This window comes from Vibrio sp. zbq_1, assembly GCF_043102935.1.
Classification (GTDB): Bacteria; Pseudomonadota; Gammaproteobacteria; order Enterobacterales; family Vibrionaceae; genus Vibrio; species Vibrio parahaemolyticus.
This window is the reverse complement of the sequence record NZ_JBICJH010000026.1, coordinates 12518-28715: the sequence shown is the minus strand read 5'-3', so window position 1 is coordinate 28715 and position 16198 is coordinate 12518. Positions and strand designations below refer to the sequence as shown.

The following is a 16198-nucleotide window of genomic DNA, read 5'->3' as shown; positions in this document are numbered from 1 at the left end:
CAAGCTTTCAAGTTATTAGGAATTTCGATTCTTCAAGTAACGTTTGAATGATGGCCAAACCATATCAATAACTGTCGCCAAGGTAATCATGCCAGATAACGACCAAAACACTGAGTTCATCTGCTCGTCTGTTTACGCCATAATCATCGCAATGGCGTACGAATTCATCAGATTCGTTAACTTCCTCATCAATATTCGATGACACCACCAGCGATTGCTTCAATGACTCTAATTTGTTCAATGATAGTTTTGGCTGTAGTAGCTCAAATTTTGACGATCGATTTTCGTAATCTGAATACCGTAAACAAATTTACAACAACGCCAACCGTGTATCAGTAACAGTAACTAATTCTCTAAAAAACCGGATACATTTATCCAACTCTTCGCGTTTGACGATATGAGCTTCGGTTCTGTCGATTTGAGCGCGATGAACAGCCTCACCTCGTTTTTTTAGCCACTTATTAAGCTGTGTTCGAGACTCATCCGCGGTTATGTAGTTAGCCCAGATCCAGGCTTCAGTAACATCAATACCAAAAAACTCTTCGAATAGCGCTTTCGTTTTCTTGGAGCCTGGATTGTTGAAGTACTTGAGGTGCTCCTCAAGCCGATTTTCTACTATTCGCCCAAGTTGAGACCCCTTAACGACTCCATACTTCGCATCAACAAGCTCTTTTGCTATGTCTTCTACATAGGTTTCCCAAGCTGTAAGAGTCATAATCAAAGTGGCTCTCTTGAGCACCTCTGGAGGTTGAGAATTGGAGTTGCATCCGTTTAACTGATCGTAACACTCTAATAATTGCTCTGCGTCTGAGATCGCGTACTCAAAATTGGCTTTCGCTTCTGACATCCCTTGTCCTAGTTATCATGACTATATGCATAAAGTGGAATTTACCATATTTAGGATTAAATCAATGATAACTAGGTTCAATAAAGTTGAGTTACTTCAATAAGCTAGTGACTTTTGGCTGCTAATCGCGCTGAAAGAAGATTGGCACCACCAACGAGCGGCTAACGCTTTAAATCAACCCACTCCGAACAGTAATGAATAGGGTCACAAATTTTGCTCATTGATGTGTAGTGAGAATTACCGATTTGTATACCGTGTACCTGTAGCCCCTGCTTCTCTCTTCGGTTGCTAATTTTCCTATTTAATCCCGAGGGAACTGGAAATTCACCATCGCTCACTAGCAAGACATCAGTTTTGTTGAGCAACCCTCGGAGTGGTAAATTTCAATCTACACTAAACTCATGCTTTGTTTGAAGTTAACTAGCTCCTGAATACTGCTAGTATGTGGATTATATATCCACTCCAAATCAAACTGCGTCTTAGACCGTTGGTACATAAAACAATCACCGATGACTAGTGAATTAAATTTGTTCCCTTTTTCTCTCTTCTCTTCAATGCTCTTCATAACGTTTTTTGGTAGTTCACCCATGATGAAATCAGAGATAACCAAAACATCTGCGTTTTCATAAAACTCCCTCTTCATTAGCTCAGTCGCATGACGGAGTGCTGGAGCAACATCTGTTCCTCCATGAAAAGAGGAACTCAAGAACTTAATCAAAGATTCCAGCCCTTTTTTACCCGTCAAATCAAAAGTCACAATAGATGTTGAGAAGTTAATTAGATAACAATTTCGGTCCTGCTTTCTAGCGACAGTAGACAAGTACAAGGCCATAGCTTTGGCTATGTGTTCAGGTGCACCGTACATTGAACCACTCGTATCTATGCATAAAATCATAGGCCCTAAATTCGAATCCTCTTCAACAGATTCATCTACGGGGATACTCTCCTCCTGATCTATTTCTGTAATGCCCTGCATTTCAAAACTCAATAGGCGTGATTCCAGATATTTAAGGTCAAAAAGAACTGATGTTTCAGGATCCGAAAGAAGTGCCAATTCAGAGGGTAGCGCATGCTCAATATCCTTCCCTTGAACCACACCTACAATCTCTTCCTTTGAATTGATATCAACAACTGGTTGTTTGAATGCTACCGACTTCAATACTGTTTCAATTTTAGTTGATGACTCAATTTGCCTTACTTTCCCTAAAAGCTCAGATACCTTTTTGGCACCTTTGTCGTTTTTGAGGTAGTCCGCCCATCTCTTTAGTGCTTCTATACTTCCACTTTTTAATTCAGCATCAGATAAATCAAGGTACATTCCTGGCTCAAGACCTAAACTCTCCAAGCTGTACATCAACTCTTCCAGCAAATTGAGCCATTCACTAATCTGTTTATAAAATTCTTCACGCATTCTGGACAGAGTTTCGAAGTACCACTCTGATACAGATTTATCCAGCTTCTTCTGCCAATCTAACAGCAGGAGACTTCTAGCTGTATCATTAGGCTTTTTCTCTAACAACTCTTTGTGCCAAAAGGAAGAATCAACGTGATATTTAGCCTTCTGACAAAATGAGATATAGTTTTTTAGTAATCCATTAACATCGTGATTATTCATCCATATTTTCAGATTCGCTTGATCATCGGAAAAAGGGTTGTCCACTTCTAATGACCGTTCAACACCTACTTTCCAAGCACTAACTTTGGCTTCTACCTTAGATGACAGCGCATCTAAATTACCCAACAATACACTTCTTTCACTTGTGAGTTCTTTCAGCAGATTATCTGATTGCTTATGGATAAGTTCTACTGGCATAGAGCCTCCAGACGTTCACAGTCTTTAATTCGTATTTTGAGTTTATCTATTTGAGAAAGAACACCTTTCAAGGCGACATCTGTATCTGCGCTTGTAGTAAACGGACTATGCAGCTCCACTTTATATACACGCAGTTTATCTTCTGTCTCTTTAAGAATTTTTTTTAGCTGTCCTCTAAGATTACCAACTGAACCTGAAAGAGATTTAATCAGCCTCTCATTTACATCACTTCTTTTATCTCCTTTGTGGAAAAGAATAGAAGGGGTGAATTCAAAGTCGTTATATCGATTTCCATAATGTCTATTGCTATATGATAGTGTACAAGATCCCTGCTCATCGAATTCACATGTAACTTCTTTTATGTCATTTCCCGATATGTCGACAGGATGAAAAGAAATATTACTTTTAAATTTATTAAAAGGAATATGAACCGTTTTCTGCTTAATTTCCGGATTACCATAAGAATATGAATTATGCTCTCTGAATTTTGCTACTACTTTAAAATATTCCTCATTACCTAATGAAATTACGTCATATACATCGTCCTTATAGAAAAGTTCCTTAGTGATCTCTTTCTCTAAGCTATCTTTACTATTATCAAGAGCAGCCAAATTGATATCACCAGCAATTCCACATGACTCGATAGCGTCCATCACGATCTCTTCGGTACAAACCCTGTTTTCTGGAGAAGTCCATAAACAATGCTTTAGAAGTATTGTATCGGTCAGGTTTGTATAATTACGCTCGTTGAAAAACGCAGATGCTTTCAACAAAATTGCAGCTTTCTGCCAACGTCGATCCGAAACATACAGACCTAACTCTTCATTTTTTTCACTGATCTCATTACGTATATATTTGATAACAAGCAAAGTGTCTTTACTCAGCTCAACGTTATGTATCGCTTCATTCCACTGACTAAGCTCTGAAAGAGATACTCTAAGCTCCTCATCAACATTAGGCTCACTAGTCGAAGGCTTCGCGTTAAGCAACAAATTAAAATTATCTTCAAGTACAATTGGCGGAACCATTAAACGAGTAATAAATCGGTCATAAAGAGCATCTAGCCCTTGGTTTTCTTGAGGCACTTCATTCGAGGCACCAATAACCGAACGAATAGGTGCCTTGATAACTTCACTGCCATTCTTGAAAACATGTTCATTAATTAAGGTGAGCAGAGTGTTTAAAATCGCTGGGCTGGATTTCCAAATTTCATCAAGAAATGCAAACTCTGCGTCAGGAAGATAACCTTCCGTCTTACGGACATACTTATCCTGTTTGAGTTCTTGAATTGACACAGGCCCAAATACTTCTTCAGGTGTTGTAAACCGATTCATCAAATGTTCATAATACTTTGGTGACTCAAATGCACATGCTAACCTTCTGGAAATTAGGCTTTTGGCAGTTCCCGGAGGACCGAATAGGAAAGTATTCTGTCCACTAAGCGTGCTCAATAATGATACAGAAAGAATATGCTCTCTCTCATGTAACCCTTCACCGATCTGCTCCAATAGTTGAGTTATACGTTTTTTTACTTCTGGCTGAGCGGCTACTCTTATATTTTTGCTGTCTTTGCTTGTTTGATATTCTTTACTTTTCACATTCATACTACTAACCAACTCTTTCCTTGTTAAATTTAAAATCTGAACGATCTATTAAGCACTTAAGTTTATTGCTACAGCCGTTGTTACGAGCCTGTTCCCCGCATTTTTTGCTGCGATTGAAAAACCTATGATTGCCAAGGCAAATACCCACAAAGACTGATAACTTACCTCTGAAAAATACTCGCCCAAGAATTGCTTCGCGACCAGCAGCGCAAAGGCACTGACAAAAGATACAGCAGCTGCATCCCTGTATAATAAGTAAGCTCTGTGAGTTGAAGCCACTTCGTCCTGCTTATTGGATGGACGATAAAACTCTTTGTACCAATAACTGTTCTGCTCGCTATTATTTTGCTTCAAAAGTTCAAACTCGGACACGCGAGCCTTTAGGAGTGCAGTGTCAATACGTCGATCTCTCTCTGATAACTGAATAAAGCGATGCCCTGGTAACACATTGTTCCATCGCCAAAATACCAAGACGTTCTTGAGGTCAGGAGGCATGAGGTGGCTAAGCCACCCCGAAACCGCACCTATTGCTAACATCGCACCACTCGTGTCTTTTAGCATCTCGACATAACTGATATCAAAAGCACTTTGATTTACGAGTGATACCACTGCAAACTGAAGTACCATCAATACTGAGAGCGGGACAATGTTATTGGCTTTCATCGAGATCCCCATCATTATGCCACCTCTTCTTCATAATCGAAGTGATATGGCTCAGGGTTCATACTATTCCACCCATCACGCCCAGGCGCATTATAATGATGACGAATTCCAGAACCTCTCGTCGCTAGTGCGTTAACACCTCGGTGAGTGAAAGCATTCATCACAGCTTTCCGTGGGTGCTTAGGTTCACCATTTTTAGCCGTAGAAGCAATTGCCGTGATGTTTCGTGAAACACCTTGGCTAATAGGCTCCCCGACTAAACGATTTAGAACGGTCGTCCCAATATTGCGCTTACTTCCATGATGGGGGATCTGCATAAATCGAAGGTCTGCTCCACTTGTACACTGATCTATTTGATCTGCCGCGTGTTCCAGAGCCTGAATGCCTGCGTCCCCAGTAAAAACAGAGCGTCTTCCTTCGACGACTAATTGGGTGATCACACTCGAGTTGTTTTTTGCCGATGTTACCCCTTCATCATCAATCTGGTCTTCACCCCAAGTGGCAAAGAAACGACGAATAGATGCAGCCGTTTTTTCAAAAAAGCTTTCTAAAGCATTTGTTGCAGTGGCTTTTTCAGGCATGCCATCAAAGTCAGGAATGAGGGATTCGTAGTATTCGACAGAAGGGCCGAGAACCTTAATACCACCGCCTGTGTCCGTTAAACCAGTAAAAGGTTCACGTACACTTACCCCTTTCGATTCAGCCAAACTAACCAGTGACCATGCTTTTTCGAGGTTTTGCTTAAAACGTTCCCCTAAGCTGCTGTCCGTTACGCGTCCATCTTTGAATTTATCAGCAAGCCCTTGGTTGTGTAGCCAAGGCTGATGAATCCAAAGCTCTTGTACTTCGAGTTCATTAAGGACCATTTCCAAACCGTTAATGTGGTCTTGATCAGCATGAGTATTAATGACCAAGTCCACTTTAGAAGTGCCAAAACAAGTGGTGATGTGATCAATAATCTTTGAACTTGTGCTTTGAAAGCCACCATCAATCACAACCACCGTTTGCTCGTCACGTGGACCGTGTAGATTCCCGTAGCGAAGTGCGATCGCATCACCACTCTTAGACTCTTCACCAACACCTAAAAAATCAATTTCGTAACCCATAACTTTTTCCTTTTTCTATGAAAGTTAAGAGTTACTGATCAACTAGCATGCCAAGATTTAAGTCATTGTTTTTATTGTATATAACCTTTAACCCATAAAAATATAAAGTAAATAATATTACCATTAGTTATTTATTTTACTATTGCTTATTGGTGCATAAAAAACCGCCACCCTATGGATGGCGGTTTCAAGTCGCTAGCTATATTGCCAAATCGAAGCACTTATTTGCGAGTTGCCATTGCCATGAAGTTTCAAACTAAAGCAAGCTTGTCGTTATTAACGTTGGCCAATCTGCACTGTTATTAACGCTTGCCTTTTTTTGCACTTCGAGCATTCTTTTAACTTGATCGAGACAATCTCTTTCAAAGTCGAATCGGTGCAAGCCATGCATTAACTCCAGCCACCAGTACCCAAAGCCTTGGTCTAAAGTTATCTGAACTGTGTTACCTGACTCAAAGCTAATGGTTAATACCCTTCTATGTTGAATTGTCTTTTTGCCCTCAACGATATTTATCTTAGTTGTTCTACCAGTAGCATTCTCTAACCAAGCCTGAAAAATCTGTCTAAAGTCTGCTTTGTAGTCCCAATCGTGACTGATAAATGCTGGCGGTCTTCCGTTCTTTTCATCAAAACAGGTATCTACCAACACCTCACAATCATGATGTCCACAAACCAAGCCCTTTATTGCTTCAGATACCAGCATTACGGCTGACGGGCTTTGCAAGTAACGGTCTGAATAATGCACATTTTTTATAACATCACTCGATAGCAGTTCCTTCACACGGCTATCACTATCACACACCAGTTGCTTAAATCGCCCACCTAATTGAGTCAGCGTTCCATTCAGCTCTTTGAGAGCTTCTATCTGGATAGCCCCAACTTGAGACAAGTTCTCTGGTTCTACTTCGATAGTGTATGGAATTACCGAAAGTTCCGGTTCAACAGTTGAGATGACAGAGATATCGTCAGACATTAGCCATTCAATACCAGGTATTCGCGCACTATCCTCTAGGTTAGCTAAAGAAAAACAGCCGACATCAGTTTGCGCTTGAAATACCATCAGACCAGTATCGTCCTTGGTAAGGTATAGTGACGCGCCTATATTGTTGATGTTCTCCAAGAATAATTTTATGTCGTCTGGATAATCGACGTCTGGAACAACAAATGACACATCAATATTATTACTCAACATTTCGTAAACTCGAGATTTGAGCAAGTTTACTGACGTATCCCAACGTTCTATATTGCTTGATAAAACAAACTTCACTTCGCTAACCTGGCCAGCAACCACGGATGTAAGCTGCTCCTTAATGCTCAAAGGGCAATATTCAGCTTCAGTTAGCAATCGTTGATACTTCGATGGTAAATTTAAATGGTGTGTAAAATTATCGCCCAACCATTTGAGCGCAATCTGTCTGTTTAATTTGTCGGTGTCGTGTCTTGAATCCGACTCTAGTAAACAATCCGGACAAAATGCATCACAAGCCTTGGGGCATTCAAGCTCTCGTAACATTTGACGCAATACTTGAGTAATGTGATGTGATGTGGATGTAGCAAAACCAGCTCCACCACTTACACTATCAAACAACTGTAAAACCATCGCATGCTGACTTTCACCAACAACCGCTGGGCGTACACTGTATTCAACTTCATTGACTGAGATGCCTAAAGTCTTTACCAGTGCTTTTCGTAACGCTACAACAAGTGATGTTGCAATGACCCTACCTTCATCACTATCAGGGATATATTCTCCAGTGTCAGGGTGCTTTAAAACTAACTCGAACACATCAGTTTGTGAATGAACTCCAAGATGAATGCTTTCTAGTACTCTTCCTGAGCCATCACAATCCCCGTGCCGATCATTTTCATCTTTGGCAAACTTACTTGGCCGCGGTGGCTTATGTGTACGTTCAAGGTTTAGCGCTTTTGGTAGCTCTCCCGTTGATGTCATAGATTCAGCCCGCCCACAAGCCATGCACAGTGCAAATCCAGTCCCACTCATTCCCGAGCTATAATGAAACACTTTACCTTGATGATCAGTAATCATATAACCTAATTCAGAGACAGGTAAAGGTACAGGAACCCCCTTAGCACTTACCCAAGCAGGTTGCACTGGAACATAGGTTTGATGCGCAATGTTGTTAGTCGGCTCAATATAATAATCAGTCACAAAACCAGTGGGTTGGATAACTTTTTTCCTGTACTCATTATCTATAGGGATAACTTTTCCACACATTACATTACTGCACGTTAATGACTCGAGGTTAACTTGTTTATTCAGATTAGACTCATACCCTGTCTGACCACAGTGAGGACAACGCCATGCAAGATCAAATTTCTGGACATCTCTTGAGCCTTCAACATGAACATTTTGCCAATTCAAAGAAATTCCAGCAGAACGATGAACTCTACCGTCAATGACGATTTCCGAACCTGGTGCATATTCCCGAATAGCTACAGACAAGTTTCGAGAAGGGAGGCCACGGTTAATTGACACGTTGTCTTCACGCTCAAGCTTATTCTTGTTCTTTTTGAATTTTTTCTCACGAATATAATCAGCTACGTTGTCCGTATCTATACTTACAACATCGGTAGGGAAGCCATAACCGGGTAGAAATGCTTTTGTTGCCAAGTCCCTTAGCAGATACTCTCTACATAAGCGAGACTTCTCGTTGTCGAGCTTATGAGCATATGGGCCATTTGGAGCCGTATCATTAAGCTCTGTCTGAATATATTTATATTCCCCAACCCACTTTTCACTGAGTTCTAGAATTTTTTTAGCAGTCTGCTTTACTAAAATGTCAGGCGACACTCCCGACAGAGCAGTCCCCTTAACTAACTTTTTGACACCATCAAGATATGAATTTTCAAGACTCATAACCCAAAGAGCAAAACGTTCCGCAACTGACTTAACCCCAATGTCAGGTAGATAAAACCATTCAAGATTCAGGTTAATCTTCTCTTTATCTGTTGGGCCTATAACATCGACCAGATAGCGTCCTAATAAGTAGGAGTTCACATGACGCTGCACAAGTTTCTTAGAACTAAATTCAACATGCGGTGCAGGGATGGATGTGGTGAATGCCCATTTAGGGTTATTAAAGACTAATGTGTCATGAGGATTATTCTTGCATATCGTATAGCTGAGAGCTCTAGACTCTTTTGAACGGCCAGCACGCCCCGCTCGTTGAAGAAAGTTAGCCGGATGCGGTGGCACATTATTCATTACAACAGCAGTAATACCACCAATATCAACCCCCATTTCCATAGTTGTTGAGCAGTTGAGAACGTTCTTCCTACCACTCTTGAACTTCTCTTCGTAGTCTGCCAAGCGCTCTGCCGATTGCTGCGCCGAATGTTCAGCAGTTGCGTAATAAAAACCACCTTCCACGGTTCTATCGTTGATATCCGTCCATACATTCTGCTCTCTAAGTGAACGAATTTCCTGCGATTCCTCAATATCAGCACGTATTGATTGGAGCGACTCGTCATACCCTCGATCGCTACCTTCAAACTTCCAAATTGGTGGAAGGTTAACGCGAGTACACTGATAGTCTGAATAGTTACCATTCGCTGGAATGTATGGTGTTAAGCCTCTAAAGGTTGTATCCAACACCTTATTTGTAACTGGGCAAATAAACCCTTCAGTTAACAAAGCAAAACTAACTTCTCTCAAATCAAGGCTATATTGTTTGTCTGAAGTTGAATCTCTAAGAATTTGCAATTTGGTTAACGTCTTCCAAGCATCCTGCAACCACCCGTTAATTAACTGCTCTCCTTCCGTTTTTTCTATATCGATACCCGTTGCTACACGCAACAGCGTGATCAATCTTTGTTGAATTTTTCTACCTTTATTTATCTGAGGCCACTTCTTAATGCGGCTCTCTTCTTCTTCTTTTGAATCTGGAGCTATGAGGGTTTTCGGTGCAAAGTGCATCCCGATCCAACGTCCCCACTCCCTATCTATGTTCACGTATGTATTTTCACGAACAAAGAAGTCAAGGCAGACTTTTAGGTAGTCTTTCCAGTCAGACAGAGTCAAACCACCTTTCTCTTTCCATTGCTCCGGAGCTTTACTTAGTTTTTCAACTTCTGGATAAACAAACCTTATCAATCCTTGTGTTTCAAGGTTGTTTTTAAACTTCGGTCTCCTAGCAAGTTCTCTTGTCAATAACATGTTAGCGAGCTTTAAAGAGCCAGTGGTTACGTCAAACACCTCAGGAGACAGTCTCTTATTCTCTGTCAAAATTGAGTTCTGTAAATCCTTATCCATGCTAATTCTATCGGCTAATTCCTTCCAAGAAATCGCTTTTGGAGAATACCTTGACGCTCCTTTCTCGAGTGCTGAAAGGTATTGAATTAGCGCTTCAGCAACTTGTGGTTTCCTCTTCCCTGCAATAAGGATAAATTCTTCGATATCCTCAACCGTTGAATCCTCGATATATGGACGAACGATATCTAACAACTCATCATCGATCGCAAGTTCCTCTTCAACGTGCTTCCTTAACTCCTTGAAAACTAAACCGCGTAGTCGAGAACGTTCCGCTTCCTGCTGCATTTGAACTGACATTTTCGCAGTGCCCTGGCGGCTGTCAGTAAAAGTAATAAGGCGACGACCTCGCCCTGGAGCATCTAATGGTCCGTAGCCAGTGTCTTTATCTTTTTCGATATCGGGGCAATACTCCAAAACGGTTGGTACAGCGGTTGTTGTATAAAATGGAGCTCCTAATAAGCCTCGTCGTAATGCTTTAGCATGTTGTCCTCTACCTGAGAATCCACATTTGCTACACTGCTCTCCGTCATCGAGATATTTAGCTAACCGTATACTGCCCGACTTAACACTCGCTTCTTTGCCATCGTGGTCATAAATAGTTTCAAAAAACATATTTTCTTGGTTTTCAGTAGCTGAGAGAACCAGCATACTATCGCTAGCTTTAAGAGCGCTATATTGGTCTGTTCTTTCCTCATCTATGTGTTTTTCTCCCTCTTCTAAGAGAGAAAACTCATCACTTACCTTACCTGTCCATTGAGTAAGTACCCCGCTCTTATCTACACCTAACAAGTGCGGTTCATTACACTCGCTACAAAATGACAGCTCTAGTACCGGCGCACCACAGTCACATTTCTGTCTTTGCTCACTAAGCACCTGACCAAACTGCCAATCTCGATTGAGATGGGTGCCTGACTTTTCAGAGCAATTGGGGTCAATACAAGCCCAAAGTCCGTTTAAAGTTCGTTGAAAGTAATGAGCTCTCAATTTAAGGAAGGGTTGTGCATTTCTATCGTATGACTCTTTCGTTCCAGTGCATATATCTAACCAACGATACAATTCATTCTCGGTCAAATTGATTGGACTTAAACTACTGGCTAACTCAGAAAAGAGTAGCGGACTAGAGTCGTTGGTCGTAAACGCAGATCTTATCCTTTTCGCAATTTCAGATTCACATAACGCTCGATAGCGACTTGCCGAAACATAAGGGTCTTGGACATCTTTTTTGTTTTCAGGCAACTCTCCGTCAGGGTCAATGCTCTCTAGGACTGAGATATCTTTGTTATTAAATGGGTAATCAGGAAGTTTCGGTACTGCTCGCTTACCACCAATAACATCAACTTGAGCCTCACTTACACCAGCAAGCTCAGCTAAATACGTTCTAAGTTGTGATTCAGCCTCTGATCCAGCGATTGTTGCCGATGTAGCCACAAAACGTACATTTTCCGGTTCTACTTCAAACGCCTGCATTACCCTGCGAAGTTGCAACGCAAGTTCAGCAGCTTGAGAACCCACGTAAGTATGCGCTTCATCTAAAACAATCCACCTTAATTTTCCTTTCGATTGTTCGATAATAGGAGCATCAGCTTGTCTCACCAACATATACTCAAGCATTGTTCCATTCGTGACCAAAATTGGAGCTGGGTTATCGCGCATTAGATTACGTGACAACACTTCTTGCGGCTGCTTGATCTGTATTTGACTCTGGCTAGCGCTTGGGTCATTGGGAGTATTGCCATTAAACAAGCAAAAGCGGATATCACCTTCAAAATGTTGCGTCCAAGCGTTTAGACGCTCTTTCTGTGAATTGATTAATGCATTTAAAGGGTAAAGGAATAGCGCTCTTACGCCTTTTAGTGCTTTCCCCTCGGTTTTTACTTCCCGCACCAAGTCTTCAAGGACAGGAACCATAAAACACTCGGTTTTCCCCGAACCTGTACCACTGGTAATAATTCTAGATTTAGGCTCTGGGTTGAGTAAGTCTCGCCATGCCGCAAGCTGGTGCTTGAATGGAGACCACTTAGCTTTAAATGCATACCTTCCGTTAATATCATCGTCTAATGCTGTTACTAGCTCCTTTGAAAGGAGTCCTTCTGAGACCAGATCGCTCATTTGAACTTTACTTTCTTCCCAGGCAAAGGTTTGCTCAAAAACAGGGCCATGAACAAAGGGCTCAACTGTTTCAAATCGTTCGCTTAGGTGGTTACGCAATGAGGGGTTGCTGATACCGAGAACACTCAATGTTGACTCTTTCGCACGATTGTTTGCTTGTTGTTTTAATGTTGAAAAATAGCCTTTCATTTTCTCTCACCAGCCATAATACAAAGTAATAATTTATACATAGGAACAAACCACTGACGGTCAAACTCAATGAGCTGGCGAAGAAAAAACTCATTCGCAGGCTCATCGCTAATACCAATTTCGGAAAGCGTTGTTTTTTGTAAAACCAAAGCTGATGCATACAATGGAAAGTACAACACCGCCTTTTGAAAACCTTTACCATCGGGGATAGAAAATGTCACAAGGTCTTGGTAATGGTCGAGACACCACTCTTCTATATCGTTTGAAAACATCGTCGGCCAGCGTCGGTCACTAGTGTGTAAGCTTCTAACTTCCGATACTGAATGAGCCGAGAAGTACTGTAGTACGCCTCTGAGATTCTCTTGAGGGATAATTGCTTTATCAAGAACCAAATGTCTGCAATCAGATTCGAAAACAGGGCATATTTGCGATATATCGTCTAGCTTCTGGTTAATTAGCTTCGTGACAATCCTTTCTGGGTAACCGTCATCACGAATTCCTTGAATGAAATTTTGAGAAACGCGCTTCCAAGCAATGATCGGTATTAGCTCCCACATTACGTTGAACTCAGACTGCAACCTACTCATCATAGGAATAGGGTTGTCAAACCGAAATGCCAGTGCTGCCAATACGTCCTGCCTTTTTACTACTGACTTCCAGATTTCAAACGTTGCTAGCGGCAAATAGCCAAATCTTGTTTCAAGGTCAGTAAGAAATGTCCAGCCACTATGCTCAAAATCCACAACCATTTGCCCCAACACTTCATCTATAGCATTAGGATTGACATGACAAACTGTTGTGGCTTTCTGTAAGCTTCGGACATCGTTTCGGTTCTCAGTATTTTTACTTCCGGGAACAAATCTAGCTCGAAATGCTACTTCAGAATCAGGTGATGGTACGATTAGAGATGGATTTTCAGGAGACGAAGAAAGCTCAAAAATACCAGTAGCTACACCTTGAGACTCTCTTTGGGTCAATGGTTTGGGGTGAACCGCTGGATTCGTAAGATCAATTAGCACTGGCTTAATCTTACCAAAATCCTTAATCGCACCTTCAAACTTGATGCATGAGTTTTCAAATTGAGTCATAGAAGAATAGCGTCCAATCTGAAATTGCACAGTCTTACATGCCCCGCTTATCTCAAGTCTGACTAGATCATCCAGGTTCCCATTTGTAGCCAATAGTTCTCGTACATTATGTCTAAATTCATACAAACTGATTTCTAGTGGCTGATCCTGAACCTTATATTCCCATAAGTAGTAAGCCTGTCGAGAACTGTTCGGAGAGCTAAGTTCAATCTTATAGCTGCACTGTTTTTTACCCAGCCTAGGAAACAACATAAGCCGACTACCCAGCAAGTCCGCCACTGTCAGTAACTGGGGCAGTTTATTGCTATCCTTGTCGTAAGCTAAAACACCCGTTGAAGGAAAAGGCACGCTTACCACAACCGGAGCAGCCATTAAATTGGTCGTGATTTCTAACAAAAGCTCACGAGGAGGCATACCTAAAGCTGATATGATCTCTAGGCATTTACCATACTCTGTTGAACGAGCGACTACATCAACTGCAGCATTCAATACCTTAACGGTAAATCGGTTCATGCAATGGAGTTCAATATTCCCTCTGTCTGCGTTTTCGGAAGAGCTTAACCTGATCTCAAATGACTTGGGCAAAATCGCTAATCTCTTTTGAAAAAGCGTGTGACCTTTAGTGGACTTTACTTTTATACTTTGTAAACCAAAAATGCTTGCCTTATGTCCCCCACCCACGGGCTCACCTGCCACTACAACCTGAGAGCAAATGTCCTGCGTAGTAATTTTGGGTAACCCCAGATAAACTGGCTGGCCTTTTTCGGTACTAAACGGAAGTATTTTTCCATCTATTCTGACATCATCATACTGAGTGTTGTTCGCTGAGGTCTTTATCAGGTAACGATCTATTTCAAGCCCATTATCCACAGAGACTTTCAACGTACCGCTAAATGTGCCTACGGTATAACCATAGTCTGTCTTAATATTTGCATCTTTAGCTTCTGATTCATCTAGTACCGCATTTGGTGGACATAACACGGTCAACGACTCCGCTCGAGTACTAATGCTACCTGTACCAACAAACATCATTTTTTCATCGATGCAACATAGTACTACCGGTACCTCACCAATCATTATTTCCGAATTAGATATTTCTTCTCTATGAAGTAACTTACCTGCCTGAAGTACAATTAGGTACAGCGTTTGTTTTGGGTCAACTCGATTGAAACGACAAGACGTGGACCTTAAAACGACGCTACACTTGCCAGTATCACTATGAATATGACCAACGCCGATTTCCGCAATTGGCGTACAACCTTCATAAATAAATAGCTCTACACGACTAGTAACCGTATCTTCACGCCTAAAAGGCATATCTACTATTTTGGCGAGCTTGATCTGGGTGACAAACTGGAATTCTGATGTATTAGCGAGCCATTGCTGGCATGTAATCCTCTTATCTGCTTGTTTTTTATTTCGATGTTGTTGTGATGCAGATGAAAGCAAACCAGACAAAAATTCGTTACCAGCATTGCCGTCCAATGGGATAGGAAACAGTTCACGCCAACCGCCAGCGTTATCATCCAGATATGCAGCTGGATTGTTCTGTTCATCCAAATCGTAGTCTTCAGTTAGACGCAATAACAACTCAGTCATTCGAGTAATTAAGTTAACTGTGGTCTCTTGTTTAAATGCCTCGGGTAAAGAGTCCATACACTCGGTCACTAATTCTACTGGCGAATATCCAAAGTCTTTTGCATCTTCATAAGACTTTAATATGCGTTTGAATATTGCCTGAAAGCGGCTACCCTCACTGGCAAGGAGCCCATAAGGAAGACCGCCCTCTTTAAACAAAGAACCAAGATAGCTGTTTCTCTCGTCTTGATATTGGCTAATAGGACGTCCCCAGTACGCTTTTAACCCGCGCTCAACGACATTCTGTCTACTGTTAGCATCGAGTTCATAGCCTAATGACTCCCAAATCCCAAACCAAGTCCAGCCCCCCATGTAAAAGCGACGATACCATTCTGAACAAAAAATTGAGAAAGCAGCGCACCAATTTTTGCTTGATTGAGGTTTACCTATCCGTCTTAGAATACCGCGCAACTCGATATATTCCGATTCTGTAACGTGATATTGGTAAAGTGGTTGCCCACTTGGTAATGACAACTCGTTTCTATGCAAAAGCCTCGTCAACCAATCATCGATAGTGATAGGCAATATCGAATTACTTGTTGCATCGATACGCCCCTCCACTGGAGGAATATTCAAATCCATTTTTTACCCAGCCTTTGTATTGAAATGGAAGTTCTATGTTTTTATTGTGTATTCACATGATATCAATAAAAACAACGCTCTCTAACGTTCCACATCACACATTTGTATGTCACTTGTCACATAACAATCAACAACTTCAAATGTGTGCGGTATCGATAGATAGCTTTTGAGTAGAAAACTAAGACAAGTTACATGCCAAAACTTATCCCGTTGTATTTATTGAAATTAGTACAAGGTTACCGAGAAAAGCCGCAAGAAAGATTACTAATGGTAACTGATATTACAT

General features: G+C 41.3%; 8 protein-coding genes. All 8 read right to left on the bottom strand.

Annotation, left to right across the window (positions count from 1 at the left end):
* Positions 1–64 precede the first annotated feature (64 nt).
* The 8 genes from ACF8CV_RS12700 to ACF8CV_RS12665 all read right to left on the bottom strand — a co-directional run bounded on the left by ACF8CV_RS12700 (position 65) and on the right by ACF8CV_RS12665 (position 15912).
* On the bottom strand, positions 65–241 hold the full coding sequence (locus ACF8CV_RS12700; protein WP_392425397.1) for a hypothetical protein: 177 nt from the start codon (positions 239–241) through the stop codon (positions 65–67).
* 69 nt (positions 242–310) lie between these two features.
* Positions 311–847: a HEPN domain-containing protein gene (locus ACF8CV_RS12695; protein ID WP_069501037.1), complete on the bottom strand. Its 537-nt coding sequence runs from the start codon at positions 845–847 to the stop codon at positions 311–313.
* 388 nt (positions 848–1235) lie between these two features.
* A complete protein-coding gene (locus ACF8CV_RS12690; RefSeq protein WP_069501038.1) occupies positions 1236–2660 on the bottom strand; it encodes a VWA domain-containing protein in 1425 nt (474 codons plus the stop codon).
* Complete coding sequence (locus tag ACF8CV_RS12685; protein WP_180701475.1) at positions 2651–4264, bottom strand: AAA family ATPase; 1614 nt, start codon at positions 4262–4264, stop codon at positions 2651–2653. The genes ACF8CV_RS12690 and ACF8CV_RS12685 overlap by 10 nt, the downstream gene beginning before the upstream one ends.
* A gap of 48 nt (positions 4265–4312) precedes the next feature.
* Positions 4313–4927, bottom strand: coding sequence for a hypothetical protein (locus tag ACF8CV_RS12680; RefSeq protein WP_239073761.1), 615 nt, complete (start codon positions 4925–4927; stop codon positions 4313–4315).
* Positions 4928–4941: 14 nt separating this feature from the next.
* Complete coding sequence (locus ACF8CV_RS12675; RefSeq protein WP_069501041.1) at positions 4942–6033, bottom strand: ComEC/Rec2 family competence protein; 1092 nt, start codon at positions 6031–6033, stop codon at positions 4942–4944.
* Between the two features lie 256 nt (positions 6034–6289).
* Complete coding sequence (locus ACF8CV_RS12670) at positions 6290–12604, bottom strand: DEAD/DEAH box helicase (RefSeq protein ID WP_140147251.1); 6315 nt, start codon at positions 12602–12604, stop codon at positions 6290–6292.
* Positions 12601–15912: an STY4851/ECs_5259 family protein gene (locus ACF8CV_RS12665; protein WP_069501043.1), complete on the bottom strand. Its 3312-nt coding sequence runs from the start codon at positions 15910–15912 to the stop codon at positions 12601–12603. Before ACF8CV_RS12665 ends, ACF8CV_RS12670 begins: the two co-directional genes overlap by 4 nt.
* Positions 15913–16198: the final 286 nt, after the last annotated feature.